General features: G+C 42.0%; 25 protein-coding genes. 13 read left to right on the plus strand and 12 right to left on the minus strand.

All coding sequences use genetic code 11. The features are described from left to right. Positions 1-45: 45 nt before the first annotated feature. Complete coding sequence (locus F0361_RS07600; protein ID WP_154917887.1) at positions 46-1713, plus strand: glycerol-3-phosphate dehydrogenase/oxidase; 1668 nt, start codon at positions 46-48, stop codon at positions 1711-1713. Here F0361_RS07600 and F0361_RS07605 read toward each other — a convergent pair. Continuing rightward, the gene (locus tag F0361_RS07605) at positions 1710-2711 is read right to left on the minus strand and encodes an NAD(P)H-dependent glycerol-3-phosphate dehydrogenase (protein WP_154917888.1); all 1002 of its coding nucleotides are present in this window, start codon (positions 2709-2711) and stop codon (positions 1710-1712) included. The two genes, F0361_RS07600 and F0361_RS07605, sit on opposite strands and share 4 nt — an antisense overlap. Before the next feature lie 122 nt (positions 2712-2833). Between F0361_RS07605 and F0361_RS07610 the strand changes: the two genes are divergently transcribed. Then, positions 2834-3748: a nicotinic acid mononucleotide adenyltransferase gene (locus F0361_RS07610; RefSeq protein WP_154917889.1), complete on the plus strand. Its 915-nt coding sequence runs from the start codon at positions 2834-2836 to the stop codon at positions 3746-3748. A 250-nt stretch (positions 3749-3998) separates the two neighbouring features. On the opposite strand, the gene F0361_RS07615 is transcribed toward F0361_RS07610, so the two are convergent. The 4 genes from F0361_RS07615 to F0361_RS07630 form a co-directional block, all read right to left on the minus strand. Further along, positions 3999-4463 (minus strand): hemerythrin domain-containing protein, encoded by a 465-nt coding sequence (locus F0361_RS07615; RefSeq protein ID WP_138256831.1) that lies wholly within the window; start codon positions 4461-4463, stop codon positions 3999-4001. 141 nt (positions 4464-4604) lie between these two features. Next, the gene (locus tag F0361_RS07620; protein WP_154917890.1) at positions 4605-5207 is read right to left on the minus strand and encodes a YkgJ family cysteine cluster protein; all 603 of its coding nucleotides are present in this window, start codon (positions 5205-5207) and stop codon (positions 4605-4607) included. Between the two features lie 90 nt (positions 5208-5297). Next, a complete protein-coding gene (locus tag F0361_RS07625) occupies positions 5298-5654 on the minus strand; it encodes a bleomycin resistance protein (RefSeq protein WP_154917891.1) in 357 nt (118 codons plus the stop codon). Between the two features lie 34 nt (positions 5655-5688). Beyond that, entirely contained in the window at positions 5689-6540 is an 852-nt protein-coding gene (locus F0361_RS07630) for an AraC family transcriptional regulator (RefSeq protein ID WP_154917892.1), read from the minus strand. Between the two features lie 166 nt (positions 6541-6706). Between F0361_RS07630 and F0361_RS07635 the strand changes: the two genes are divergently transcribed. Continuing rightward, the gene (locus F0361_RS07635; protein WP_154917893.1) at positions 6707-7681 is read left to right on the plus strand and encodes a phytanoyl-CoA dioxygenase family protein; all 975 of its coding nucleotides are present in this window, start codon (positions 6707-6709) and stop codon (positions 7679-7681) included. Between the two features lie 81 nt (positions 7682-7762). Beyond that, on the plus strand, positions 7763-9340 hold the full coding sequence (locus tag F0361_RS07640) for a SulP family inorganic anion transporter (protein WP_154917894.1): 1578 nt from the start codon (positions 7763-7765) through the stop codon (positions 9338-9340). A 7-nt stretch (positions 9341-9347) separates the two neighbouring features. On the opposite strand, the gene F0361_RS07645 is transcribed toward F0361_RS07640, so the two are convergent. After that, positions 9348-9575 carry a hypothetical protein gene (locus F0361_RS07645; protein WP_154917895.1) on the minus strand — a complete coding sequence of 76 codons (228 nt, stop codon included), beginning with the start codon at positions 9573-9575 and terminating at the stop codon, positions 9348-9350. Positions 9576-9734: 159 nt separating this feature from the next. Between F0361_RS07645 and F0361_RS07650 the strand changes: the two genes are divergently transcribed. Continuing rightward, a complete protein-coding gene (locus F0361_RS07650) occupies positions 9735-10319 on the plus strand; it encodes a TlpA family protein disulfide reductase (RefSeq protein WP_154917896.1) in 585 nt (194 codons plus the stop codon). Positions 10320-10467: 148 nt separating this feature from the next. Here the strand turns inward: F0361_RS07650 and F0361_RS07655 are convergent, their stop codons facing one another. The 3 genes from F0361_RS07655 to F0361_RS07665 form a co-directional block, all read right to left on the minus strand. Next, positions 10468-10950 carry a c-type cytochrome gene (locus F0361_RS07655; RefSeq protein WP_138256839.1) on the minus strand — a complete coding sequence of 161 codons (483 nt, stop codon included), beginning with the start codon at positions 10948-10950 and terminating at the stop codon, positions 10468-10470. Positions 10951-11037: 87 nt separating this feature from the next. Beyond that, positions 11038-12000: a YheT family hydrolase gene (locus tag F0361_RS07660; RefSeq protein ID WP_138256840.1), complete on the minus strand. Its 963-nt coding sequence runs from the start codon at positions 11998-12000 to the stop codon at positions 11038-11040. Positions 12001-12005: 5 nt separating this feature from the next. Further along, a complete protein-coding gene (locus tag F0361_RS07665; RefSeq protein ID WP_154917897.1) occupies positions 12006-12980 on the minus strand; it encodes an NAD(P)H-dependent flavin oxidoreductase in 975 nt (324 codons plus the stop codon). A 116-nt stretch (positions 12981-13096) separates the two neighbouring features. Between F0361_RS07665 and F0361_RS07670 the strand changes: the two genes are divergently transcribed. Together F0361_RS07670 and F0361_RS07675 are read left to right on the plus strand one after the other, a co-directional pair. Next, the gene (locus tag F0361_RS07670; protein WP_138256842.1) at positions 13097-13570 is read left to right on the plus strand and encodes an acyl-CoA thioesterase; all 474 of its coding nucleotides are present in this window, start codon (positions 13097-13099) and stop codon (positions 13568-13570) included. A 286-nt stretch (positions 13571-13856) separates the two neighbouring features. Beyond that, positions 13857-14270, plus strand: coding sequence for a GntR family transcriptional regulator (locus F0361_RS07675; RefSeq protein WP_161598218.1), 414 nt, complete (start codon positions 13857-13859; stop codon positions 14268-14270). Between the two features lie 17 nt (positions 14271-14287). Here the strand turns inward: F0361_RS07675 and F0361_RS07680 are convergent, their stop codons facing one another. Continuing rightward, a complete protein-coding gene (locus F0361_RS07680) occupies positions 14288-15184 on the minus strand; it encodes a DMT family transporter (RefSeq protein ID WP_154917899.1) in 897 nt (298 codons plus the stop codon). Next, positions 15181-15537, minus strand: a complete 357-nt coding sequence (locus tag F0361_RS07685) for an arsenate reductase family protein (RefSeq protein WP_154917900.1) — start codon at positions 15535-15537, stop codon at positions 15181-15183. Before F0361_RS07685 ends, F0361_RS07680 begins: the two co-directional genes overlap by 4 nt. A 79-nt stretch (positions 15538-15616) precedes the next feature. Here F0361_RS07685 and F0361_RS07690 point away from each other — a divergent pair, with 79 nt between their 5' ends. Further along, positions 15617-16084: a DinB family protein gene (locus tag F0361_RS07690; RefSeq protein ID WP_154917901.1), complete on the plus strand. Its 468-nt coding sequence runs from the start codon at positions 15617-15619 to the stop codon at positions 16082-16084. On the opposite strand, the gene F0361_RS07695 is transcribed toward F0361_RS07690, so the two are convergent. Beyond that, a complete protein-coding gene (locus tag F0361_RS07695; RefSeq protein WP_154917902.1) occupies positions 16081-16821 on the minus strand; it encodes a DUF3298 and DUF4163 domain-containing protein in 741 nt (246 codons plus the stop codon). The two genes, F0361_RS07690 and F0361_RS07695, sit on opposite strands and share 4 nt — an antisense overlap. 177 nt (positions 16822-16998) lie before the next feature. Here F0361_RS07695 and F0361_RS07700 point away from each other — a divergent pair, with 177 nt between their 5' ends. The 5 genes from F0361_RS07700 to F0361_RS07715 all read left to right on the plus strand — a co-directional run bounded on the left by F0361_RS07700 (position 16999) and on the right by F0361_RS07715 (position 22204). Beyond that, positions 16999-18165 (plus strand): cystathionine gamma-synthase, encoded by a 1167-nt coding sequence (locus F0361_RS07700; RefSeq protein ID WP_246160830.1) that lies wholly within the window; start codon positions 16999-17001, stop codon positions 18163-18165. Between the two features lie 170 nt (positions 18166-18335). Then, positions 18336-19679 (plus strand): NADP-specific glutamate dehydrogenase, encoded by a 1344-nt coding sequence (gdhA, locus tag F0361_RS07705; RefSeq protein ID WP_138257328.1) that lies wholly within the window; start codon positions 18336-18338, stop codon positions 19677-19679. Positions 19680-20052: 373 nt separating this feature from the next. Further along, a complete protein-coding gene (locus tag F0361_RS18945) occupies positions 20053-20484 on the plus strand; it encodes an MBOAT family O-acyltransferase (RefSeq protein ID WP_317131731.1) in 432 nt (143 codons plus the stop codon). Continuing rightward, positions 20417-21247 carry an MBOAT family O-acyltransferase gene (locus tag F0361_RS18950; protein ID WP_317131732.1) on the plus strand — a complete coding sequence of 277 codons (831 nt, stop codon included), beginning with the start codon at positions 20417-20419 and terminating at the stop codon, positions 21245-21247. The genes F0361_RS18945 and F0361_RS18950 overlap by 68 nt, the downstream gene beginning before the upstream one ends. Next, positions 21248-22204, plus strand: coding sequence for a hypothetical protein (locus tag F0361_RS07715; protein WP_154917903.1), 957 nt, complete (start codon positions 21248-21250; stop codon positions 22202-22204). Positions 22205-22229 lie beyond the last annotated feature (25 nt).

A 22229-nucleotide genomic window follows, 5' to 3' on the forward strand; every position in this document is an offset into this window, starting at 1 on the left:
ACATACGGGTGCCTTACATAGTATCTTTAAGGAAGAAAGAAAGTTATGCAGCATATACAGTTTTCCAATTTAAACCGTGAGAAATATATTGAACGGTTAAAAACGGAATCTTTTGATTTGGTAATTATCGGAGGAGGGATTACCGGGGCCGGTATAGCCTTGGATGCCGCCTCCAGGGGTTTGAAGGTGGCCCTGTTGGAGAAAAACGATTTCGCATCAGGGACCAGTAGCAAATCCACCAAATTGATACACGGGGGCTTACGCTATTTAAAACAGTTCGATTTTTGGCTGGTCAAGGAAGTGGGATCTGAACGTGCCATCGTCCATAAATTGGCACCCCATTTGGTATTACCGGAAAAGATGCTTTTGCCCTTGATCGAGAATGGCTCTTATGGTAAGTGGTTGACGTCCATAGGACTAAAGGTCTACGATATTTTGGCCCAGGTGACCGGGGACGACAAACGGCAAATGTTGGAGAAAAAGGAGGCCCTAAAATTGGAGCCCCTTTTGCCTAAAAAGATATTGAATGGGGCTGGTTATTATGCCGAATATAGAACGGACGATGCCAGGCTCACCATCGAAAATATCAAGACCAGCCTTATGTTCGGGGCACAGGCACTTAACTACGCTTCGGTGACCGATTTTTTGTATAAAAATGAAAAGGTTGCCGGTGTAAAAGTACGGGATGAGATAAGCGCGACCGACTTCGAAATCAAGTCCAAATACGTAATCAGCGCTGCGGGCCCATGGGTAGACGACCTCAGGGTGCTCAACAATTCCAAAAAAGGAAAGCAATTGCATCTGACCAAAGGGGTCCATTTGGTATTTCCCTACGAGAAATTGCCCGTGAAGCAATCCGTTTATTTTGATATCCCCGATGGCCGAATGATGTTTGCTATCCCCCGAGGTAAAATTACGTATGTAGGTACTACGGATACCAATTATAACGACAACAAGGACAAAGTGCGTACGGATATTGCTGATGCCATCTACCTTATTTCGGCAGTGAACAATATGTTCCCGGACATTAATTTGGAACTGGATGATATCGTGTCCTCTTGGGCCGGACTCCGTCCTTTGATCCACGAGGAAGGGAAATCGGCCTCCGAACTCTCCAGGAAGGATGAAATATTTGTATCCGATACCGGACTTATTAGTATTGCAGGCGGAAAACTCACGGGCTACCGTAAAATGGCGGAACGTGTCGTTGACAGGGTTGTGGAGAAATTAAAATCCGAGGATGATACCGAGATTATAAAATGTTACACGGATAAGATTTCGCTCTGCGGAAACGACAACTTTAAGAAATACAAACATGTAAAAAAGTATATCGATTCGGTCTATGAACGTATCAAGCCCAATGGTTTTTCAAAACACGATGCCTGGTTTTTGGTAACGAATTATGGGGAGCAAACGGAATCCATTTTGGAACGGTATGAAAAACGCACGGAAAAGGACAACCCCACCAAGCTTGTTTTGGCCGAGTTGGAGTTTGGCATCCATAACGAAATGGTATTGAACCCTATGGATTTCTTCATTAGACGTACGGGAAGGCTCTATTTTGACATAGAGAGTATCACCCAATATATGGACCCGGTTCTTAAGGAATTCAAAAGGATTTTCAAAACGGAAGATGTCCAATTAAATACCTGGAGGGAAATCTTGGAAAGCGAGATTAAGGAGCATTCAGATTTTTCTTTGAATAGAACCTAATCCAACTTATCAGTCAAGGCGGCAAAAACCTTTTTGGCATTTTTATTTTCGTAGAGAACCTCGTAAACTGCGTCTATAATTGGAGTCTTTACCTTTTTCTTAAAATCGTTCTTGATTTGGTAGGCACTTTTGGTGGCGTAATACCCTTCGGCTACCATACTCATTTCCATTTGGGCGCTCTTTACGGTATAGCCTTTCCCGATCATGTTCCCAAACATTCGGTTTCTACTAAATGTGGAATATCCAGTAACTAAGAGGTCTCCCAAATAGGCAGATTGGTTTATGTTTCGGTCAATTTTATGGATGCGTTTGGTATACCGTTTCATTTCCCGGATGGCATTGCTCATCAATACACTTTGAAAGTTGTCACCATAACCTAAACCGTGGGCAATACCCGCTGCTATGGCATAAATGTTTTTGAGCATGGCGGCGTATTCCGTACCAATAATATCCTTGGTTATTTTAGTTTTTATGAAGTTGCTGGACAGGTTTTTGGCCACCATTTTGGCCTTTTTGGCATCGGCACAGGCAATGGTCAAATACGAAAGTCGTTCCATGGCCACCTCCTCGGCATGGCAGGGTCCCGTAATCACCCCAATATTTTCAAAGGGGATGTCATGGAAGTCATGAAAGTGTTCCCCAACGATTTTACCGGTTTCCGGAACAATACCTTTTATGGCGGAAAAAATGATTTTGTCCACTAAGGGCTTGCTAATTTTCTCCAATTCCTGCATCAAAAATGCGGAAGGAATGGCAAAAATGAGCACATCGGCATAGCTAACAATTTCATTGATGTCATCGGTCAAAAACAACTGTTCCGTCTTAAACTCAACGGAAGTAAGATAGTTGGGATTGTGTTTCTGGATTTTTAGGTAGCCAATGGCATCGGAGTTCCGCATATACCAGCCCACCATTTCCTGATTCGCGGTCAGCATCTTTACGATGGCCGTTGCCCAACTACCCCCGCCCAATACCGCAAATTTTACATCTTTCTTCATACCCTGAATTTAACGTCGCTAATTTACCAAATTATAAATAGGCTTTTGACCCTGTATATCAAAGGGTTTGTCAATTTGGCACGGTGCTTGTTTTCTTAAAGGTATTATTAAAAAGCAAGCTTATGAGAACGATAAAACTACTTTTTGGATATACATTTATGGCCACCCTGTTGGTTTCCTGTTATGCGGATGTCATTGTAGAGGATGCCTATATTGAAGAATCGGCCTTTAATACGGATCAGGTTTTACAGGCCTATGATCTTTGGTACGTGGATATCAATCAAACGCGAGGGAACGGGGAAGTGCCTTTTCTTCAGCGTGCCTTTACCGTAAGTTTTGACCGCGGTACCTTTTACGCCAACAACAATATCGTTGGGATTGGAAAGACCGGAAACGGATTTGGAATCGATGTCGGTTTTTACGACACCTATAGGGGCGTGGTTGAAATAGACCATGATGTAGACGGACTTTGGCTGATGGAGGTGTATGCCGTAAACAGTAGTACCTTAGAGTTTTATAGCCCAGTAACGGATACATCTTACATACTTAGAGGTTATCAAATTCGTAATTTTGATTATGACCAGTTATTTTATGACAACATCGATTACTTAATACAGGAATACGATGCTTGGGAAAAATCCTATACCAGTTTGGAAGGTGAACTGAACGATTTTGATGATGAGAACTTTCTTCAATTTCTACCTAATTTGTTTCGTTCATCGGTCGATGCACCGGGAACGGCCTTGGGCAGTCTGCAATGGGATTATGAAGGGAATTATCAGGTATATGACGTTGCCAACGATACTTCCCTAAAGACCCTGACTCTGGATTATGATTTTTTCGGTAATGATTATTTTGAGCTTTATGTAATAAATGATGGCACCATAGAATTATACCATCCAGATAGCGGAACCATTTATGAATTTAAGGGCAGGGGCTATCAGCAGTATTTAAAGACGGGTAAAGGTGCCGTCGCCAAGAAAAGAACAAAGACCTCCAATCCTACCATGGATGTGGTGAGGAAGCGAACAAAATAGATTTAGGTTGGTTAGTTGTTAAATACCATTTCCAATTTAAAAATGAGCCAATTTACTTGTTTATTTCCCCTATGCCTTCATTCTTTGTGAAAATTGCAAAGAACCCTGGCTATTTGTAATTTCCACGGCTTTGGCACAGAAATAATTAACAGTGCAAATTTTGGTTCATTCCTAAACTAGAAATGGTATAAAACCGCCGGAAGGATTCAAATCTCTGGCGGTTTTTTCTATACAAACAACAACTAACCTTCTATTTTCCCGGTATGGCTTCGGGCCAAGATTTTCTATATTGGGATACAGTATCCCCATAACTTTTGGCGAGGGACTCCGATTCTTCTGTGGAGTATATGTCCTTTGCTTTCTTGAAGAAATCCTCTTCTTCATCCTTTAAATGGTGCTCTACCTTATCCGCTAACTTTTGCATGGTGGCCAGCCAATGAGGGGAACTCATATCGGTATCGTCCAGTTCTTCAATGAGCTCGTCCATTTCATGGTGTTCTGCCATGCCGTGCCTGGCATCTTCCTGCATCTTATCGGAATCTATCAATGGAGAATAAAAATATCGCTCTTCCGCGACTTCATGTACTTCCAATTCCTTCTTCAATTCCTCCCAGATATCCCTTCTTTCCTCAGAATCTCCCGAAGTCTTGAGTATTTTGGAGCATAATTCCCGTTGGATATCATGGTCGTCCTTGATGGCTTTATAAATGTTCATTTCTAAATCTTTTTGGGGACTCCAACGTTGTTCACAAGTAAAAAGAGGAAAAAATTGGTGTCCGGATTAATATAGAGACAAGGTAAATTAAATTTATCCTTATGCTTACCTCCATAAAAGCAAAGATTAATTCTATTGCGTTTATACGCATTCTTTGTCGGACAATGGCAAGGGTCTATAGGCAAAGTATTGCATTACTTCTTCCAAGGCCAGGCGTAGTGCTTTATTGACAGGCACTATAATATTACCCAGACGGAAATCTATTTGGTTGAGTTGCATGTAGTATTCCGTAAAGATGGGAACTGACAAACCTTGTGTTATTTTTTCGGAGGCGGAAGCAAAGTTTTCGGCCTGTCCTTCTTTGATGACCTTGCACGTGGCAAGGCGCAGTTTGCCATATTTGTCCGTATTGGCGCCATAGCCAAACAGACGACAAATAAGTCCACGATATCGGTAGGTCTTACAATGCCCTTGGTCTATAATTGAAAGTGGTTTATAATTTACACATATGGTTGTTTGAAGTTCTCGAAGGGTTTGTAACATTTTATCGGCCTCGCCGGTCAAAAACAGGTGGAATGCCCATGGTAGAAACTCTAAGGGAGAGGCCTCAATATCAGGATATGTGCAACATCTGCCACAACCGGAAAGACATCTGATTGCTGTCGTATTTTGAAAAGCAGCCGTTTCCTGATCAAGTTGGTGGAACAACTTTTCCACCAAGCTCACTTTTTGCGGTAAGGTCATCGATTTTTCGCGCGAAGGTAGATTTAAAGTTGATCCGTTGCGATTTTTTGTTTCAATTTTAAATTACTGAAAAACAGTTGTTTAAAAAAATCAAATGGTCTCTCCAAACATCAACAAGTTATTGTCTGGATCCAAAAGGGAAAACTCTTTTTGCCCCCATGGTTTTGCCTGCAATTTTCCGTTGGGATGGATGGCCACTTTCTGGTCCAATATCGATTGGTAAAATCCATCTATATTATTACATCTTATATAGACCTGACCGTAGTTTTCCAAAGGATTCAGATTCTTGAAAAGAAAGAAATGGATTTGAATGTTGTCCTTGACCAACATCAAATAATCTGGGTAATTGGAAGTTCCCAAATTTTCAAAACCCAATTTTTCGATATAATACTCACGGGTTTTGGACTTGTCCCGCATGGGGAGTTTTGGATGGATGTCGGATAGCATAGTATTTATTTTTCCATTAGTTAAGATATGTCATTTAGCTGTCAAGATTATACCCCTTTTTAAATACCGATGGATTTTCGCCCGTAATTTTCTTAAAGCTTCGGTTAAAATAGGAGAGGCTTTCAAAGCCACATTCAAAACAGGCTTCGCCCACATTTTTCCCCATCAACAACATTCGTTTTGCCTGACTGATGCGGTACTGGTTCAAAAAGGAAACAAAGGTGCTTCCTGTGGTCTTTTTGAAATAACGGCAAAAAGCAGGTTTGGTCAGTCCGCAAACATCGGCAACCTCCTCCAAGGTTATCTTTTCTTGATATCGTTCGTCAATAAGGGCATATATCTTTCGCATTCTTTTTTGTTCCTTGTTTTTGAAGGGATTAACATAGGGTGTTTTATGTAATAGTTGAAATTCGGTACTCTGCGAAAGACGTTTCAGGATGTGCATCACGGACATAAAAAAGTCAAAGGGTTCCTGTTCATGAAGGGTTTTCATAAGCCCGCCCACTTCCTCCTTGGTCTTTCCTGAGAAAGCTACACCATAACGGGAAAGGTCTAATAGTCGGTCCAATTGTTTGAGCTCCGGGTAGTCGTTCAATACGTTTTCCTTAAAACTGGGTTTTATATGAATTACCTCTTTTTGGTACGATGTTGTAACACCATGATCAAAATTCAAATGGGGGATATTGGAACCAATGAGCACTAGGTCGCTACCGGTAAAGTTGGAAATATGGTCGCCTACATGTCGCTTGGCATCGGCTCCTTCAATATAAACTAGTTCCAGTTCCGGGTGAAAATGCCAATAGAAGAGATGACTCAGTTTGGGATCGTGCAACAACCGGAACGGACTCTTGGAATTGGGATTTATACTTTCTAGTTGGACTTTCATTTCACATCAATTGGGTGTTAAATATAAACGAAATTGATATTCTAATAGTTTTAATTCTTTTTTATAGTTAAAATAGTTCAAATAATCGTCAATATTACGGTGGTATCCAAAGTTAATTCCCACTAGTTTTATCCCAGTAATTAACAATCAATTAAATACAAAATATATGCAACAGTCTAAGGAAAAGGTAGCCATGGGCAACATGGCGCATCAGGATATCCCTGGGAATCCATCCACCGCTACCAGCAGCAAGCAACAATTGAACGACCGCTCCAACGGAAAACCCTTACGAGTTTTATCTGAAGAAGATTGGAAGTTCTGGATACACAACGGCTATATAGTCATTAAGAATGCCGTTCCCAAGGAACAGGCCCAGAGGACGGCCGCTTTTCTCTGGGAGTTCGATGAGAAGGACCCCAACGAGAAAAGCACCTGGTATGCGCCTCCACGGGCCGAAATGAAAATGAAGGAACTTACCGGAACGGGCATGGTTGAAGTATATAACCACCAATACCTTTGGGATAACCGCCAGACCCAAAGGGTTTATGATGCCTTTGTGGATGTTTGGGGTACCGAAAAACTTTGGGTGACCATAGATCGGGCCAACCTTAATTTTCCGCAGCGCGAAGGGGAACACAAAAAAGGTTTTATTCATTGGGATTACGACCCGGAGACCAGGCCCCAAAATGTGCAAGGCGTCCTTGCTTTGGCTGACCAAACCGATGAAAACATGGGCGGTTTTCAATGCATTCCTTGGTTATACCGAAATTATGACACTTGGAAACTGACCCAACCTGAGGACCGTGACCGTTTCCAACCGGACATAACCGGGATCGAGGATAAAATCGTGAAAGTAAAAATGGAGGCGGGCGACCTTTTGATCTTTAATAGCACGGAACCGCATGGAATCAGGCCCAATCGTTCCGGGGATAAAGTGCGTATTGCTCAGTATATTTCCATGATGCCTGCCGAGGAGGATAACGAAGCCTTGAAAAATTGGAGGATAAACTCTTGGAAAAATAGGGTGGCACCCGAAGGCTATGCCTTTCCCGGGGATCCCAGAAACTGGGAACAGACCAAATACGAAACCGCCAAATTAACGCCGCTAGGGGAAAAATTATTGGGACTGAAGTCTTGGTAGATTGCCAAATCGTTAATAATCATTCGGTTTCTAGGGTATCCCACAAATAATGGTATTTTTGCGCCCTTAAAATAAAAAGGCGTGCGCAAGTATTTGAATTTATTCGATTTTAAGCAGAAGGTAGACTACAAAACGGAAATCCTCTCCGGACTCACAGTGGCCTTGGCCTTGGTGCCAGAGGCCATTGCTTTTGCCCTGATTCCGGGGTTTTCTCCCTTGACCGGACTTTACGCCGCCTTTGTGTTGGCCTTGGTCACCTCAATTCTTGGGGGTAGACCGGGCATGATTTCTGGGGCTACCGGAGCCGTAGCCGTTGTTTTTGTGGGGCTGATCTTGGAGCTGAAACGCAACTTTCCGGGAATCGAGCCAGAGACCATTTTGAATTATGTCTTTGCAACCGTTATCCTAGCCGGGGTTTTACAGATTGGTGCCGGCCTTTTAAGATTGGGTAAGTTTATCCGATTGGTACCACACCCGGTGATGTTCGGTTTCGTGAACGGCTTGGCCATAATAATTTTCATGGCCCAGTTTCCCAATTTTTATGATAAAACTACGGGTAATTTGCTGAGTGGAAGCCCAATGTACATTATGTTGGGATTGACACTTTTAACGATGCTCATCATTTGGGGCCTTCCCAAATTGACCAAGGCCGTTCCATCTTCCTTGGTGGCCATTTTAGTAGTTTCAGCCATCGTCTTAGGTTTTGGTATCGATACCATGCAAGTGGCGGATATCATGGCCGAAGGCGAGAGTATCAAAGGAGGCTTTCCACCGCTTTCCATTCCCCAGTTACCTTTTACGCTGGAGACATTCAAGATCATTGTTCCCTATGCGGCCATTGTTGCCGGTGTAGGTCTGATCGAAAGTCTTTTGACCTTGAACATCATCGATGAGATAACGGAAACCCGTGGTAGCGGAAACAAGGAATGCGTGGCGCAAGGAACGGCCAATATTATGTCCGGTTTCCTTTCAGGTATGGGAGGATGTGCCATGATCGGACAGAGTTTGATAAATACCTCGGCTGGGGCCAGGGCCCGATTGTCCGGAATTACCGCTGCCGTTATGTTGTTGGTTTTTATTATGTTCGGTTCCAGTTTGATAGAGCGTTTGCCCATGGCCGCTTTGGTGGGCTTGATGTTCATGGTGGCCATCGGAACGTTTGAGTGGGCCAGTTTTAAAACGTTTGGGAAAATGCCAAAATCCGATGTCGTGGTGATGGTCCTGGTTACCTTGATTACCGCAATCACCCACAATTTGGCCGTGGCCGTTCTCTTGGGAGTTATAATCTCGGCATTGGCCTATTCTTGGGAGAACGCCAAACGTATCCGTGCCAGGAAATATGTAGATGACAACGGGGTGAAGCATTATGAAATATATGGCCCCCTGTTTTTTGGTTCTACGACGCTCTTTGCCGAAAAGTTCGATGTGCCCAATGACCCGGACGAGGTCATTATCGATTTTAGGGAAAGTCGGGTTGCCGATATGTCCGGTATCGAGGCTCTGAACAAGATTACGGAGCGATATGCCAAGATAGGCAAGAAGGTGCATTTAAGACATTTGAGCAAGGACTGTATCCGTCTGCTTAAAAATGCCGATGAGATCATTGATGTTAACGTGATGGAAGATCCCACATATAAGGTAGTGGCCGATAAATTCTAGCAAGCAATTATATCATAAATCTTACATAGAGAAATACGATAATTGAAAGTATGGTCAAAATACTGATGACCGTTACCCTAAGGTTGTACAAATTGTCTATTTTAGCCTGATTTCGTATCCTATCCTTTATCACTTGCTGCTGAAATGGGGTAAGCTCCTTGAATTTTAACTCGGTCTTACTTGTCAGGTCCTCATATTCCGCACGGATATCCTTGAAGGTTCGTCTTTTTTTCAAGAGTGCCCTGTTGGCTTTTATCACTAACATTGGTTGACTTGCGGAACCCATAATTAATACTTTCTTTATTGGTGACGATTTCACGACTTTTGTTACAGGTGTAATTTCTTTTTAAGGCCTCGTCTAATTATCGGGACTGTACGTTTAAAAAGTGAAGAGTTGAAAAAACTAACGATTAAAATTGGTGATGTACTATTCGGCGTGTTCATTGTATTGCTGATTATTCCCCAAACAAGGACTCCCATAATGGTCATGGTCAACAGGTTAAAGGTAGAACTGTTTTCACCAGGTGTAGTATCGGAAAAGGAACAAATACAATTAGATTCCTTTATCTATGAAGTTGAAAATTTGGAAGGGGAATCGGTCCATACAGTAGTAGGTGATGGTAACATTACGTTTATAAGTTATTGGGCTACCTGGTGCCCGCCATGTATCGCGGAACTACCCAGTATCGATGCATTGTATGGGGGTTATGGGGACAAGATCGATTTTCTGATGATTTCGGATGAACATCCGGAGAAAATAAAACTGTTTTTGGAGAAGAGGAATTTTTCAGTACCTGCCGTGGTTTCCAAAATGAATCCTCCAAAGGACCTTTATGAAAAGACCATACCTACAAATTATATCATCGACCACACGGGAAAAATTGTTGTCAAGGAAAAAGGAGCATCCAACTGGAACAGCAAAAAAGTCAGAAACCTAATGGATGCGCTGATTGCGGAACGTGAAGCATCGGCAAAATAACTACCTCACTGGGCAAGCCCAGGAGGATTTCGTTATAATCAAGTTTTCAATTTCGAGATTAGCCCTATGTATTAAACCCTTTGGCAGAGCCAAAAAAAAACCCTTTCCAAAAATTAGAAAGGGTTTCTGTTTATAGGTTCAGCCTTAATTATAAGGTACGAAGATATTCGGCTACGCTCCTTGCCTCATCTTCCGTAAGGTTTTGGTTCAGCATGATGGCGTTGTTGTACTCTTTCAATAATGCTTTGGCAATAGGATCTTCCTTGAGCATCCCATCTGGGTTCAAGATCATGTTCATTACCCACTCCGGACTCCTTCTTTCATACACCCCTTTCAAGGCAGGACCGATCATACGTTGTTCCGCCATGTGGCAAGCGGTACAAATGGCCTGGAATTTCTCCTCGCCCGCTGCGGCAAGGTCGGCATCGATTTCATCGCCAAACTCGACACTGGTTATGGGCCCTACACCTTTGTTGTCCATATCCACGGGGACACCACCGCTGGTTTCCGTAGCCTTAATTTCCTCTTTCTTGGTACGGTTCATTTCAAAACCATCCTTCTTTTCTTCTTTCTTTTCGCCACAGCTTACTACCAAGGCGCCAAGGGCCAATAAGGTGAATAATTTTCGCATTTCTTTTATGATTTTAATCTTAATAATTGTTGGAAGGACTAAGATATGAATTTTTATTTGTTAGGGGAGTTTTTTAATAAGCCCCGATCAAACTAACGTATTAAAAAAATCCAAGGAGCGCTGTTCCGTATACGTAATGTTCCTGTCCCCATAAAAACCCACATGTCCCCCGTATTTAGGTATCTCAAAATGAATGTTTTTATTATGTTCCGCTTCTTTCACTGGGTAACAGGCTTTGCCCAAAAAGGAGTCGTTGGCGGCATTCACGATTAGAGTGCTAACGGTAATGGAAGGTAGAAATTGAAGACAGCTACATTTTGCGTAATAATCCATGGCATCCTTAAATCCATGGGCTCTACTGGTATAAATATCGTCAAAATCCTTCAGGGTTTTTACGCGCTTAATATCCCTTTTGGCAATTTTATCCGGAAATAATTCCTCCTTGATTTTTAATTTTTCGATGAGGTTCCCTTTAAATCGCTTGGCATACAAGACATTTTTAAACTGCAACAATTGTGCGAGCGAATCTGCCAATTGACAAGGCACCGAAATGGCCGCCGCGCCCTTAATTTCCTCTGGAACATCGTCATTTTCGCCCAAATATTTTAAAAGCAGGTTAGCACCCAGGCTAAACCCGTAAAGATATATTTGTGCAAACCCGTCCAACTTCAAAATATGGTCAATAACATCTTGGAGGTCTTCCGTGGCCCCGGAGTGGTAGGAGCGATAACGTTCGTTGGGTACGCCGCTGCACCCCCTGAGATTTACGGCGCAGACATCAAAAGTGTTCTCGCTTAAAATCTTGGCCGCACCTTGCACATATGCCCTTTGGGCATCCCCTTCCAAACCGTGGAGAATGATACAGACCTTTTTTGAAGGGATGGTGGCATAACTCCAATCCAAATCCAAAAAATCACCGTCCGAAAGCAGGATCCGTTCCCGGACTTGGGTTAAACCCGTTACCTTTCTGAAAAGTCCGTTATAAATGGTGGAAAAGTGACTGTGCCTGAACAGTAATGGAGGATTATACTTTGAAGAAATTAGGGGCATATTGATTACTTCGGAAATATTTCCAACACTTTGATCTGTTCCTCGATCGCCTTTTTGAATACTGATTTTAAATTGGCCACCAATTTGGAGACGGGTAGCGTGTCCTCGATCGTGGCTACCCCTTGACCGGCGGACCAAATGGTTTTCCAGGCCTTGGCCTCTGTATCCAATTCCTTCCCAAAGTCTATTTTGGTATCTTTTTTTAAATCTTCCTCGGTAATCCCTGCTGCCTTTAGACTTGCGCCTAAAAAATTGGCATGCACACCGGATATCGCCGCTGTATAGATAACATCGCTCGCGCCCGCATTTATGATCATTTCCCGATATTCTGGAGTTGCCTTACTTTCTTCGGTATTGATAAATCGGGTACCCATGTAGGCCAAATCCGCACCCATTTGAAGGGCCGATGCAATATCCCTCCCGGTACTTATGCATCCGGAGAGGATAATGGTTTTGGTATAGAATTTTTTAATTTCCGATATCAGGGTCATAGGATTGATGGTGCCCGCATGGCCCCCTGCCCCGGCCGCCACTAAAATAAGTCCGTCCACCCCTGCTTCCGCGGCCTTTTCGGCATGTCTTTTTTTAATGACATCGTGAAATACCAATCCGCCATAACTGTGTATGGCATCCACAACCTGGGATACCGCACCCAAGGAGGTAATGATCAATGGTACCTTATGTTTGATACATAGTTTTAGATCTGCCTCCAACCTTGGATTGCTTTGATGGACAATGAGGTTTACGCCAAAGGGAGCCGCTTTTTTTCCGGTTTCTTCCTCATATTCCTGTAAGGCTGATTTTATTTCTATCAACCATGCTTCGAATCCTTCACTAGTACGCTGGTTCAATGCCGGAAAAGTGCCAACGATCCCATTTTTACAACATTCTATGACCAGTTGTGGCCCGGAAATGAGGAACATGGGGGCGGCGATTACGGGTAAGGACAGATTTTGGATAAAAGGTGCTTTTGATGCCATAATATTTTTGTTGATTTCAAAATTTAAGTAAAAAAGCGGAACGAATCTAGTTTGTTTAACCAAAACTATGGTATTTTTATGAGGTATTATGCATGCATAACAAAAAACGATTCGGAATGTACTTGAAAGATTTTGAGATACGGTGGAGCGATGTGGATGCCAATCGACATTTGGCAAACTCGGCGTACCTAAATTATATGAGCCACACCCGTATGGCCTTTTTAATGGAAATTGGTTTTGACCATAGCACCTTGGCAAAACATGAAATAGGACCCGTTGTATTTTACGAGCATATCTATTACTTTAAGGAAGCCTTTCCTGGAAAGCCCATTAAAGTGTCTATGGAAATTATGGGTATGAGCGAGGATGCCAAGTTTTTTGAATTTCATCACAACTTTTACAACCATAAAGGGGAAAACTTTGCTCATTGTGAAATGATGGGTGCCTGGATGGATTTAAAAACTCGAAAGCTAACGGGACTTTCGGAGGATTTTCTAGTTACTTTCAAGAATGTGGAAAAGGGCGAGGGCTTTCGAATTTTGTCCAAGGAAGATACCCGTAAATTTTCCAAAACTCCCAAAAATTTATAGATTTATCTTTTAAGAATTTAGCTACATTCTTCCCCCGGAATGGCAGTTTGTTTTAGTAGGATTTAATTTAATAATTTATCTAATGATAGAACAGGCAGTCAAGTGTTCCGAAATAGTTTACACAAAGTTCCGTAAACTAATTGTAACAAAAGGGATACTTCCCGGTGAACCTATTTGTCAAATCAAACTTTCACAACTCTTAAATACAAATATCGATTGCTTAAATGAGGCTGTTAATAAACTTTGCAAAGAGTCATTTGTCACCCTCAATTCAAGCAAGAATATTATGATCAGGGAAGTTAGTACAAAAGAGATCATAGATATTTTGGATTGTAGAATTGCGTTGGAAACAAAAGCAATTAAGCTCTTTACATTGAGGGCGCCACAGGCGAGGATAGACGATTTACGAAACTTGATGGTACCTTTTGAAAAGGGACCCCAGAACGGTTATGTTTTCCATAAAATTTATCGAATATTCCATGAGCTTATCGTAATCAACTGTGGTAACGATTTGTTAATAAAACTCTTCAATCAATCTAACTTCTGGCCTACCTTGGAGCTTATAGGATTTACGCGTCCACTTATGGAAATATTACAGGAACATTTGGACTTAGTCTCTGCCGTGCATAACAGGGATGCCAACAAAGCTGCGGAACTCATGCAAGAACACTTTGAGCATTGTAGATTATCCGTTCTTTAATAATTTTCCGATTTTAATTAGGCTTTGGCCCTAATTGGTTTTCTACTGGCTAGATAGACTCCTGCAAGAACAAGAAGTGCGGCCGCCATTTTTATCGCGCTCAAGCTGTCCTTTCCCGTTCCTAGGGCAAATAAAATACCTATTAAAGGTTGAAGGTAGGTAAAGGCACTTACAGATGATGCCTTTAACTGTGTCAACGCAAAAACATTGAATAAATAAGTTAAAAAAGTGGTGCCAATTACAACAAATGCAATTGATGCATAAATTTCCGGAGGTATTGAAGACCATTTTATGGCGGCCACCTCGGTAAACGTAATGGGGAAATTGACAATGACCGCAATGGTAAAAAGCCATTTCATCAAAGTTAAGGGATGGTATTTTTCTATGAGTTTTTTAACTAGAATGAGATACGTACCGTAAGCAGTGGCATTTACGATTAAAAGAATGTTTCCTAACGGAATATTTGGGGCGTCCTGTCGACTTTCAGCTCCCATTAAGATTAGTAAAATAGCTCCTACAAAACCCATGAGAATACCGCACGCTTTTTGCCATGTTATTTTTTCCTGTATCCATACAGCTGACAGAATCACGACGATAATTGGGGTGATGGTCACCAAAACGGAACTGTTTATGGGCGTGGACAACTGAAGTCCCTTGAAAAAGGCCAACATGTTGATGACCATTCCAAAAATGGAACAGATTGCGAGTCGGCCCCAATCCCTTTTAGCAATTTTTTCCTTAGGGCCCAGTACGGAGAAAATCCAGAACAATACGGCCGCACCGGTCACCCGAAGCATTATAAACCCGAAAGGCTGTACATAATTGGGCATAACCCCTTTGGCAATGGTATGGTTGAGGGCGTAAATGGTGGTGGCTCCCAATGCGGCAAATAGGGCCAGCGTTCTTCGGCTCACGAATGAATAGCTTCTTTGGCCGTTTCTACGGTCTTTTTACTGTTGCCAATGAAAATTTCGTTGTCCACAACGATGACAGGTCTCTTTAGAAAGGTGTAATGGTCCAAAATCAGGTTTTTGAAATCCGTTTCCCCAAGTTCCTGTTCGTGCAGGCCTCTTTGCCTGAAGAGCATGGCCCTCTTACTGAACAGCGCTTCGTAACTATGGGATAGGGAATGCATTTCTTCCAGTTGTGCTTCGGTAATAGGTGCCGACTTTATATCCTGGAGTTCAAATCCATCCAAGGGTTCAAGTTCCTTCAGAATTTTTTGGCAGGTATTACAGGTGCCTAGGTGGTATATTTTTTTTCCCATCTTGTATAGAATTGAAACACAAAGAAACCCAAATCTGATTAAATGTACTATTTTTAGGCATCATTTAAATACAATCGATTTGCAAAGTCAATTAGCGATTACCTTACAAAATAGAAAACATTTGCACCAGGTTCTAACACAGACCCCAAAAGCGGATTTGTTGAAGATACCCAACGGCTTTAGAAACAACATCTGGTGGAACATCGCCCATGTTGTCGTTACGCAACAGATATTGGTATATAAGTTCAGCGGACTCCAAATGCGGGTCCCAGATGCTCTTGTAGAAAAATTTATGAAGGGTACCGCCCCGGACGGGACCGCGACCGATGAGGAAATTAAGATTGTTGCCGATTTTCTGATCTCCACCATTACTTGGACCAAACAGGATTTGGAAGAAGGTTTGTTCAAAGAGTACAAACCATATACCACAAGTGCCGGCTTTCAATTGGATACCCTCCAGGATGCAATCAATTTTAACCTGTTTCATGAAGGTTTGCACATGGCGACCATCATGACCCAAAGAAGACTATTGAAAAAAGGTTCCTAAAATGTCTGTAGCGTAAGGAACTTTTGGATTTCCTCAAAGGGAAAGGTCAATATAATGGGGCCATCCGCATAGGAGGCCACTTCATATTGTTCGTAAAACAATTGTAGGCCTTCGTTGGTAAAGCCCATGTTCTCGGGTAGGTAAAACATATCCTCTTCGAACATGAAACCCGTGCTGTTAATGGATGCTGTGGATGAAATACCTTCTTGCTCCCGGAATTTAGCTTCGGCATAACCTTCAAAATCCAATATGTCCTTAAAAAGCTCCTCATTGTTAAGTTCCGTTGCCTTTGTTTTGTCAAAGTTCAAAAAGCGGGTACTGCCATAGCCATGGGCTCCACCCGTAAATAGGTAATAATCTAAGCGGATGGTTAACATCCGTTCATTTTCAAAGGATACCTCCCCATTGATGGACGCTTCCCATTGCGTGGACTCCTCGGGAAACTTTTCCTTCAATTTGGCAAACTCGTTCTGGAACGATTTTATCGCCATATCGATGGAACCGGCATCCACTGCATCGTCATATTTTAGGATAAAAATAATTTCTTCCCTTAGGGCAGTGTTGATTGTTTCGTCTAATTTCTTGTTGCCTATGGCCTTTGGTATGGAAATGCTTACCGAGGCACAATTGGCGCAGGGCTCGTTCCCAAAATTGGAAGGTTCAAAAACGAGGCTGTTGTCATTTTTACAACCCATGAATATCAGGCTAAATAGGAATAAGGAAAGTAGTCGTTTCATGCGTTTAATAGTAGGTTCATAGCTTGATTTTAAATAGTTCCTTAGGTAGAAGTATGTAGTTTAACATAAAAGTTCCCTCTATGAGGATTTCATGCTTGTAGTTCTAACTACGACAAATGTAAAGCTTCATTGTAATCCAAAAAAGATAACGATACATTTGTAGGAATAATAATAAGAATGGCTGCCAATAAAATGAGATTCAACAGTAAGGTGATTCATGGAGGTCAAGAACCCGATAAGGCCTATGGTGCCGTGATGCCGCCTATTTATCAAACATCGACCTTTGCCCAAACTTCTCCAGGTAACCACAGGGGATTTCAGTATTCAAGAAGTGCGAACCCTACCAGAACGGCCTTGGAGAACGCAATGGCCAGTATAGAAAATGGAAATTACGGACTGGCCTTTGCCAGTGGCTTGGCAGCGATCGATGCGGTATTAAAGTTATTAAATCCGGGTGACGAGGTCATTTCCACCAACGACCTTTATGGGGGCAGTTATCGCCTGTTCAAAAAGGTTTTTGAAAATTATGGCATCGTTTTTCATTTTATGGACATGGAAGACGTTTCCCTTGTTCAGGGTCAAATAAATGAGAGAACAAAAATGATTTGGTTGGAAACACCAACAAATCCCTTAATGAACATTATTGATATTGAAGCCGTTTCCCAATTAGCAACGGCAAACGGACTATTGTTGGCTGTTGACAACACCTTTGCCACGCCCTATCTGCAAAAGCCCTTGGACCTTGGTGCCGATATCGTTATGCACTCGGCAACCAAATATTTGGGAGGCCATAGTGATGTGGTTTTGGGGGCCTTGGTGGTAAAGGACGAGATACTGGCCAAGAGATTGTATTTTATCCAAAATGCCAGCGGTGCCGTATCCGGACCCATGGATAGTTTTTTGGTGTTACGGGGCATTAAGACCTTACATGTCCGCATGCAACGGCATTGTGAGAATGCGGAGGCCATCGCACATTTTCTGCGAAAGCATCCCAAGGTAGATACGGTGTATTGGCCCGGATTTAAGGAACATCCCAATCATGACATCGCTAAAAAACAGATGGTGAACTTTGGAGGGATGCTATCCTTTGTACCAAAAGGAAGTGATTATAAAGCGACCCTACAATTTGTGGAAAGGCTAAAAATATTCACGTTGGCGGAATCTTTGGGGGGCGTGGAGAGTTTGGTAGGGCATCCCGCAAGCATGAGCCATGGAAGTATGTCAAAACAGGAACGCGATGAGGCAGGTATTGAAGATGCTTTGATACGTCTGAGTGTTGGAATTGAGGATGTTGACGACCTAATTGAGGATTTATCGCAAGCTTTGGATGAATCGCTCATTTAATGTAGTATTTGTAGGAAAACCCTATTTATTTTTCAGGGATATTAAATGTTTGTCGTAAATACCATAATTTTTAGCGTATTATGAAATATTTAGGTTTATAATTATAATAATAACATAATTTTGCCGATATATTTTGAATTCAATAATTTAAAACGACAATAATGAGCTCAATACAAGCAAAAATAGATGCATTCATGGATGAGGTGAAGGCCCGAAACGGGCACGAACCGGAATTCATCCAGGCCGTTCAGGAAGTAGCGGATACCGTTATACCTTATATCGCTGAACAGGAAATTTACAACGGAAAGAACATTCTTTTGAGAATGGTGGAACCGGAACGATTGGTTTCTTTTAGGGTGGCATGGGTTGACGATGAAGGTGAAATCCATGTAAATAGGGGATATAGGATTCAAATGAATTCCGCTATTGGTCCGTACAAGGGAGGCCTGCGTTTTCACCCAACGGTAAATGCCAGTATCCTTAAATTTTTGGCTTTTGAACAGGTATTCAAAAATAGTTTGACCACCCTTCCCATGGGGGGCGGTAAAGGGGGATCCGATTTTGACCCCAAGGGAAAATCTGACGATGAGGTAATGCGTTTCTGCCATGCCTTTATGTTGGAACTTAATAGACATATTGGACCCAATACGGATGTACCGGCAGGTGATATTGGCGTTGGCGCCCGGGAAATTGGATACTTGTTTGGGATGTACAAGAAAATTAGGAACGAGTTTACCGGGGTATTGACTGGGAAAGGACTTTCATGGGGCGGTTCCAAAATTCGTCCTGAGGCTACCGGTTATGGTACCGTTTATTTTGCCGAAAACATGTTGAAAACCAAAAACGAAAATCTTGACGGTAAAACCGTCGTGATTTCCGGATCTGGTAACGTAGCGCAGTTTGCTGCCGAAAAGGTAATCCAATTGGGCGGTAAGGTCGTAACCCTATCGGATTCAGGTGGATACATTTATGATTCCGATGGAATCGATACGGACAAACTGAAGTTCGTAATGGATCTAAAGAACAACAAAAGGGGACGTATTTCTGAGTATGTAAAGAAATACCCTAATGCCAAATATCATGATGGTAAAACCCCATGGGACGTTAAATGCGATATTGCCCTGCCCTGCGCCACCCAGAACGAGTTGAATAAAGAGGATGCCAAAAAACTCTTGGAAAACGGTTGTATCTGTGTTGCCGAAGGGGCCAATATGCCCTGTACTGCTGATGCCGTACATGCCTTCCACGATGCAAAAATCCTTTTTGCCCCAGGAAAGGCTTCCAATGCAGGTGGTGTTGCCACTTCCGGACTCGAAATGTCCCAAAACTCCCTGCGTATTAGCTGGACCCGTGAAGAGGTCGATGAGCGTTTGAAGGGCATTATGTCTGATATACACGACTCTTGTATCGAATACGGTATGGAGGAAAATGGTTATTGTAATTATGTAAAAGGTGCCAACATAGCCGGTTTCGTGAAAGTTGCGGATGCCATGTTGGCCCAAGGGGTGATCTAAAAAAAATAATATTTTATCATAAGGCCTATCCTTTTTTTGGATAGGCCTTTTTTGTTATGGCTTAGAATCAGTTTGGATAAGTAGCATCATATTTTAGCCTATTTTTGACCCTTAAAACAAGGGCTTGCTATTTAATTCTTTTGAATTTTTGGTTTTTTTGATTTTTGTCTTTGTGCTGTATTGGTTCGTTTTCAACAAAAAGATCAGGCATCAGAATATATTGTTGCTGTTGGCTTCCTACATCTTTTATGGATGGTGGGACTACAGGTTTCTGTCCCTCATAATTTTATCTACCCTCGTTGATTATTTGGTGGGCTTGTAGATTCAAGGAACAACGAAGGCTTCTCGCAAAAAAGTCTTACTTGGGATTAGTATGACCTTTAATATTGGGCTATTGGCGTTCTTTAAATACTTCAATTTTTTTGTGGATTCATGGATCCAACTATTGAACAGTGTGGGGTATCAGACACAAAATTCACGGTCGCTCAACATCATACTTCCCGTGGGGATTTCCTTCTATACCTTCCAGACCATGTCCTACACCATTGATGTGTACAGAAACAAACTAGTGCATACCAAGGACTTCATTTCTTTCGCGGCCTTTGTTTCCTTCTTTCCCAAGTTGGTTGCTGGACCTATTGAACGGGCCTCCAATTTGCTTCCACAGATATTGGGGAAAAGGACTTTTTCCTATGAAAATGGTATAAAAGGGACTGCGGCTTATTTTGTGGGGTTTGGTGAAAAAGGTTGTAATTGCAGATGTTTTGGCCCTCAAGGTAGACGACATTTTTCAAAATTACCATGATTTTGGGGGCGGCGTTCTCTGGTTGGGAGCGGTTTATTTTGCCATTCAGATTTATTGCGATTTTAGTGGATATTCAGACATCGCGATTGGGGTATCCAAATTGTTCGGGATCGAATTGATGTCCAATTTCAAGTTCCCCTATTTTTCTCGAAACGTTGGGGAATTTTGGCGCAGATGGCACATATCCCTATCCACCTGGTTTAGGGATTACCTCTATATTCCCCTGGGCGGTTCCCGTAGAGGTAAATTAAAATCGCTCAGGAACGTATGTATCATCTTCTTAGTCAGTGGTTTATGGCACGGTGCTAATTGGACTTTTGTGGTGTGGGGCTGTGTCCATGCCCTGCTGTTCGTGCCCAGCTATATCATGGGGCGAAACAGAACATATACCAGGGACATCGTCGCGGAAAATTCTTGGTTTCCAACACTGAAGGAACTGGGTCAAATTTTACGTACATTTTTCTTGGTGATACTGGCATGGGTATTTTTCAGGAGTGCATCCTTGACATCGGCTTTGGAATATATAAGCTTTATGTTTACAAATTTCGATTTTCCGCTTATTTACAAAAACGGACTGTATAGTGTGGGTTCCCTATTGTTTTTGGATTGGATCTTTAGAAAGGATGAACGCCTTAATTTCACCTTTTTAAAGGGTATGGATAAAAAATGGGTGTGGGCCATAGAGGTATCGGTCATAATAGTATCAGTCTATCTTATAAGTTTGAATACCAGCTCAAGTCAATTCATTTATTTTCAATTTTAGATGGAAACATTTCTCAAAAAGGCGGCTTTTTTTGGTTTGATTGTGCTAGTTTACTTTTCGGCCACGGGTATCTATAATTACACCATAGATCCCTATGGAATTTTTGGGAGTAGGAGAGACTTTAGGGCTGTACGACCCAACGAACATAGTTTAAAAACGAATTATGTCCTTCAAAACCCTCAAAAGTTCAACAGCTTTTTGTTTTCCAATTCCAAGGGAGGCGTACTTCATGTGAACCAATTGAATACTGGAGAAACATCATGGTACAATATGACCTATTCCTTGGGAACCCCAGAAGAATTCTACAATAGCCTGCTATTGCTGCTTGAAAACGGTGTTCAAGTAAATAACATTATTTTAGGGATGGACGAAGGGGTTATTTATGAAAGGACTAGCTCGCATGAGAACGACGCCTCTCGTAAGTTCGTGAACTTACAACAGGATAAAATCCAATGGGAGTTTCTGTTCTTGCCCATCTCCATCAAAAAAATTCTGGGGGCAGATCTGAGTAAAAAGTATATTGAGCATGATATATATACCAATGGTAATTATTACGCACACAATGCCAATGAAGCCGATTGTATTTCCCATGAAAACCTGGAACTTGTGGATTTCCCGCATGCAGCACCCATACAGCCGCTGGATTTTTCTTCACAGATTGAAATCCTTGAAAAAATTAGATCTTTAAGCTGGCAAAAGGGTATCCAGTTGACATTTTTGGTACATCCCAGCTCCTTTGAAAATTATGTAAGCTCCACCGAAAGAAGGATGCAGTTCGAATACCTTTTGAAAACATTGGAAAACAAGGGTTTTAAGCTTTTTAGGCCTTATGGTGCCAAATTAATGCGAATGAGTCCCTGTTATTGGTTGGATAAGCACCACTATACCCAAAATATTGGAAACGTTATTTTACAGGAATATCCCAAAAATTGGGCCAACGATTCCATAGGGCAGTAAAGAATATCTTTGTAAAAACCTTTTT

Origin of the sequence: Maribacter flavus (genome assembly GCF_008386635.1) — a bacterium.
Classification (GTDB): domain Bacteria; phylum Bacteroidota; class Bacteroidia; order Flavobacteriales; family Flavobacteriaceae; genus Maribacter; species Maribacter flavus.

Excerpts from the sequence above, each read along its gene's own strand:
- F0361_RS07600 (WP_154917887.1), top strand. The coding sequence starts at position 46 with ATGCAGCATATACAGTTTTCCAATTTAAACCGTGAGAAATATATTGAA.
- F0361_RS07605 (WP_154917888.1), bottom strand. The coding sequence starts at position 2,711 with ATGAAGAAAGATGTAAAATTTGCGGTATTGGGCGGGGGTAGTTGGGCA.
- F0361_RS07610 (WP_154917889.1), top strand. The coding sequence starts at position 2,834 with ATGAGAACGATAAAACTACTTTTTGGATATACATTTATGGCCACCCTG.
- F0361_RS07615 (WP_138256831.1), bottom strand. The coding sequence starts at position 4,463 with ATGAACATTTATAAAGCCATCAAGGACGACCATGATATCCAACGGGAA.
- F0361_RS07620 (WP_154917890.1), bottom strand. The coding sequence starts at position 5,207 with ATGACCTTACCGCAAAAAGTGAGCTTGGTGGAAAAGTTGTTCCACCAA.
- F0361_RS07625 (WP_154917891.1), bottom strand. The coding sequence starts at position 5,654 with ATGCTATCCGACATCCATCCAAAACTCCCCATGCGGGACAAGTCCAAA.
- F0361_RS07630 (WP_154917892.1), bottom strand. The coding sequence starts at position 6,540 with ATGAAAGTCCAACTAGAAAGTATAAATCCCAATTCCAAGAGTCCGTTC.
- F0361_RS07635 (WP_154917893.1), top strand. The coding sequence starts at position 6,707 with ATGCAACAGTCTAAGGAAAAGGTAGCCATGGGCAACATGGCGCATCAG.
- F0361_RS07655 (WP_138256839.1), bottom strand. The coding sequence starts at position 10,950 with ATGCGAAAATTATTCACCTTATTGGCCCTTGGCGCCTTGGTAGTAAGC.
- F0361_RS07660 (WP_138256840.1), bottom strand. The coding sequence starts at position 12,000 with ATGCCCCTAATTTCTTCAAAGTATAATCCTCCATTACTGTTCAGGCAC.
- F0361_RS07665 (WP_154917897.1), bottom strand. The coding sequence starts at position 12,980 with ATGGCATCAAAAGCACCTTTTATCCAAAATCTGTCCTTACCCGTAATC.
- F0361_RS07670 (WP_138256842.1), top strand. The coding sequence starts at position 13,097 with ATGTACTTGAAAGATTTTGAGATACGGTGGAGCGATGTGGATGCCAAT.
- F0361_RS07675 (WP_161598218.1), top strand. The coding sequence starts at position 13,857 with ATGATCAGGGAAGTTAGTACAAAAGAGATCATAGATATTTTGGATTGT.
- F0361_RS07685 (WP_154917900.1), bottom strand. The coding sequence starts at position 15,537 with ATGGGAAAAAAAATATACCACCTAGGCACCTGTAATACCTGCCAAAAA.
- F0361_RS07695 (WP_154917902.1), bottom strand. The coding sequence starts at position 16,821 with ATGAAACGACTACTTTCCTTATTCCTATTTAGCCTGATATTCATGGGT.
- F0361_RS07700 (WP_246160830.1), top strand. The coding sequence starts at position 16,999 with ATGGCTGCCAATAAAATGAGATTCAACAGTAAGGTGATTCATGGAGGT.
- F0361_RS18945 (WP_317131731.1), top strand. The coding sequence starts at position 20,053 with ATGACCTTTAATATTGGGCTATTGGCGTTCTTTAAATACTTCAATTTT.
- F0361_RS07715 (WP_154917903.1), top strand. The coding sequence starts at position 21,248 with ATGGAAACATTTCTCAAAAAGGCGGCTTTTTTTGGTTTGATTGTGCTA.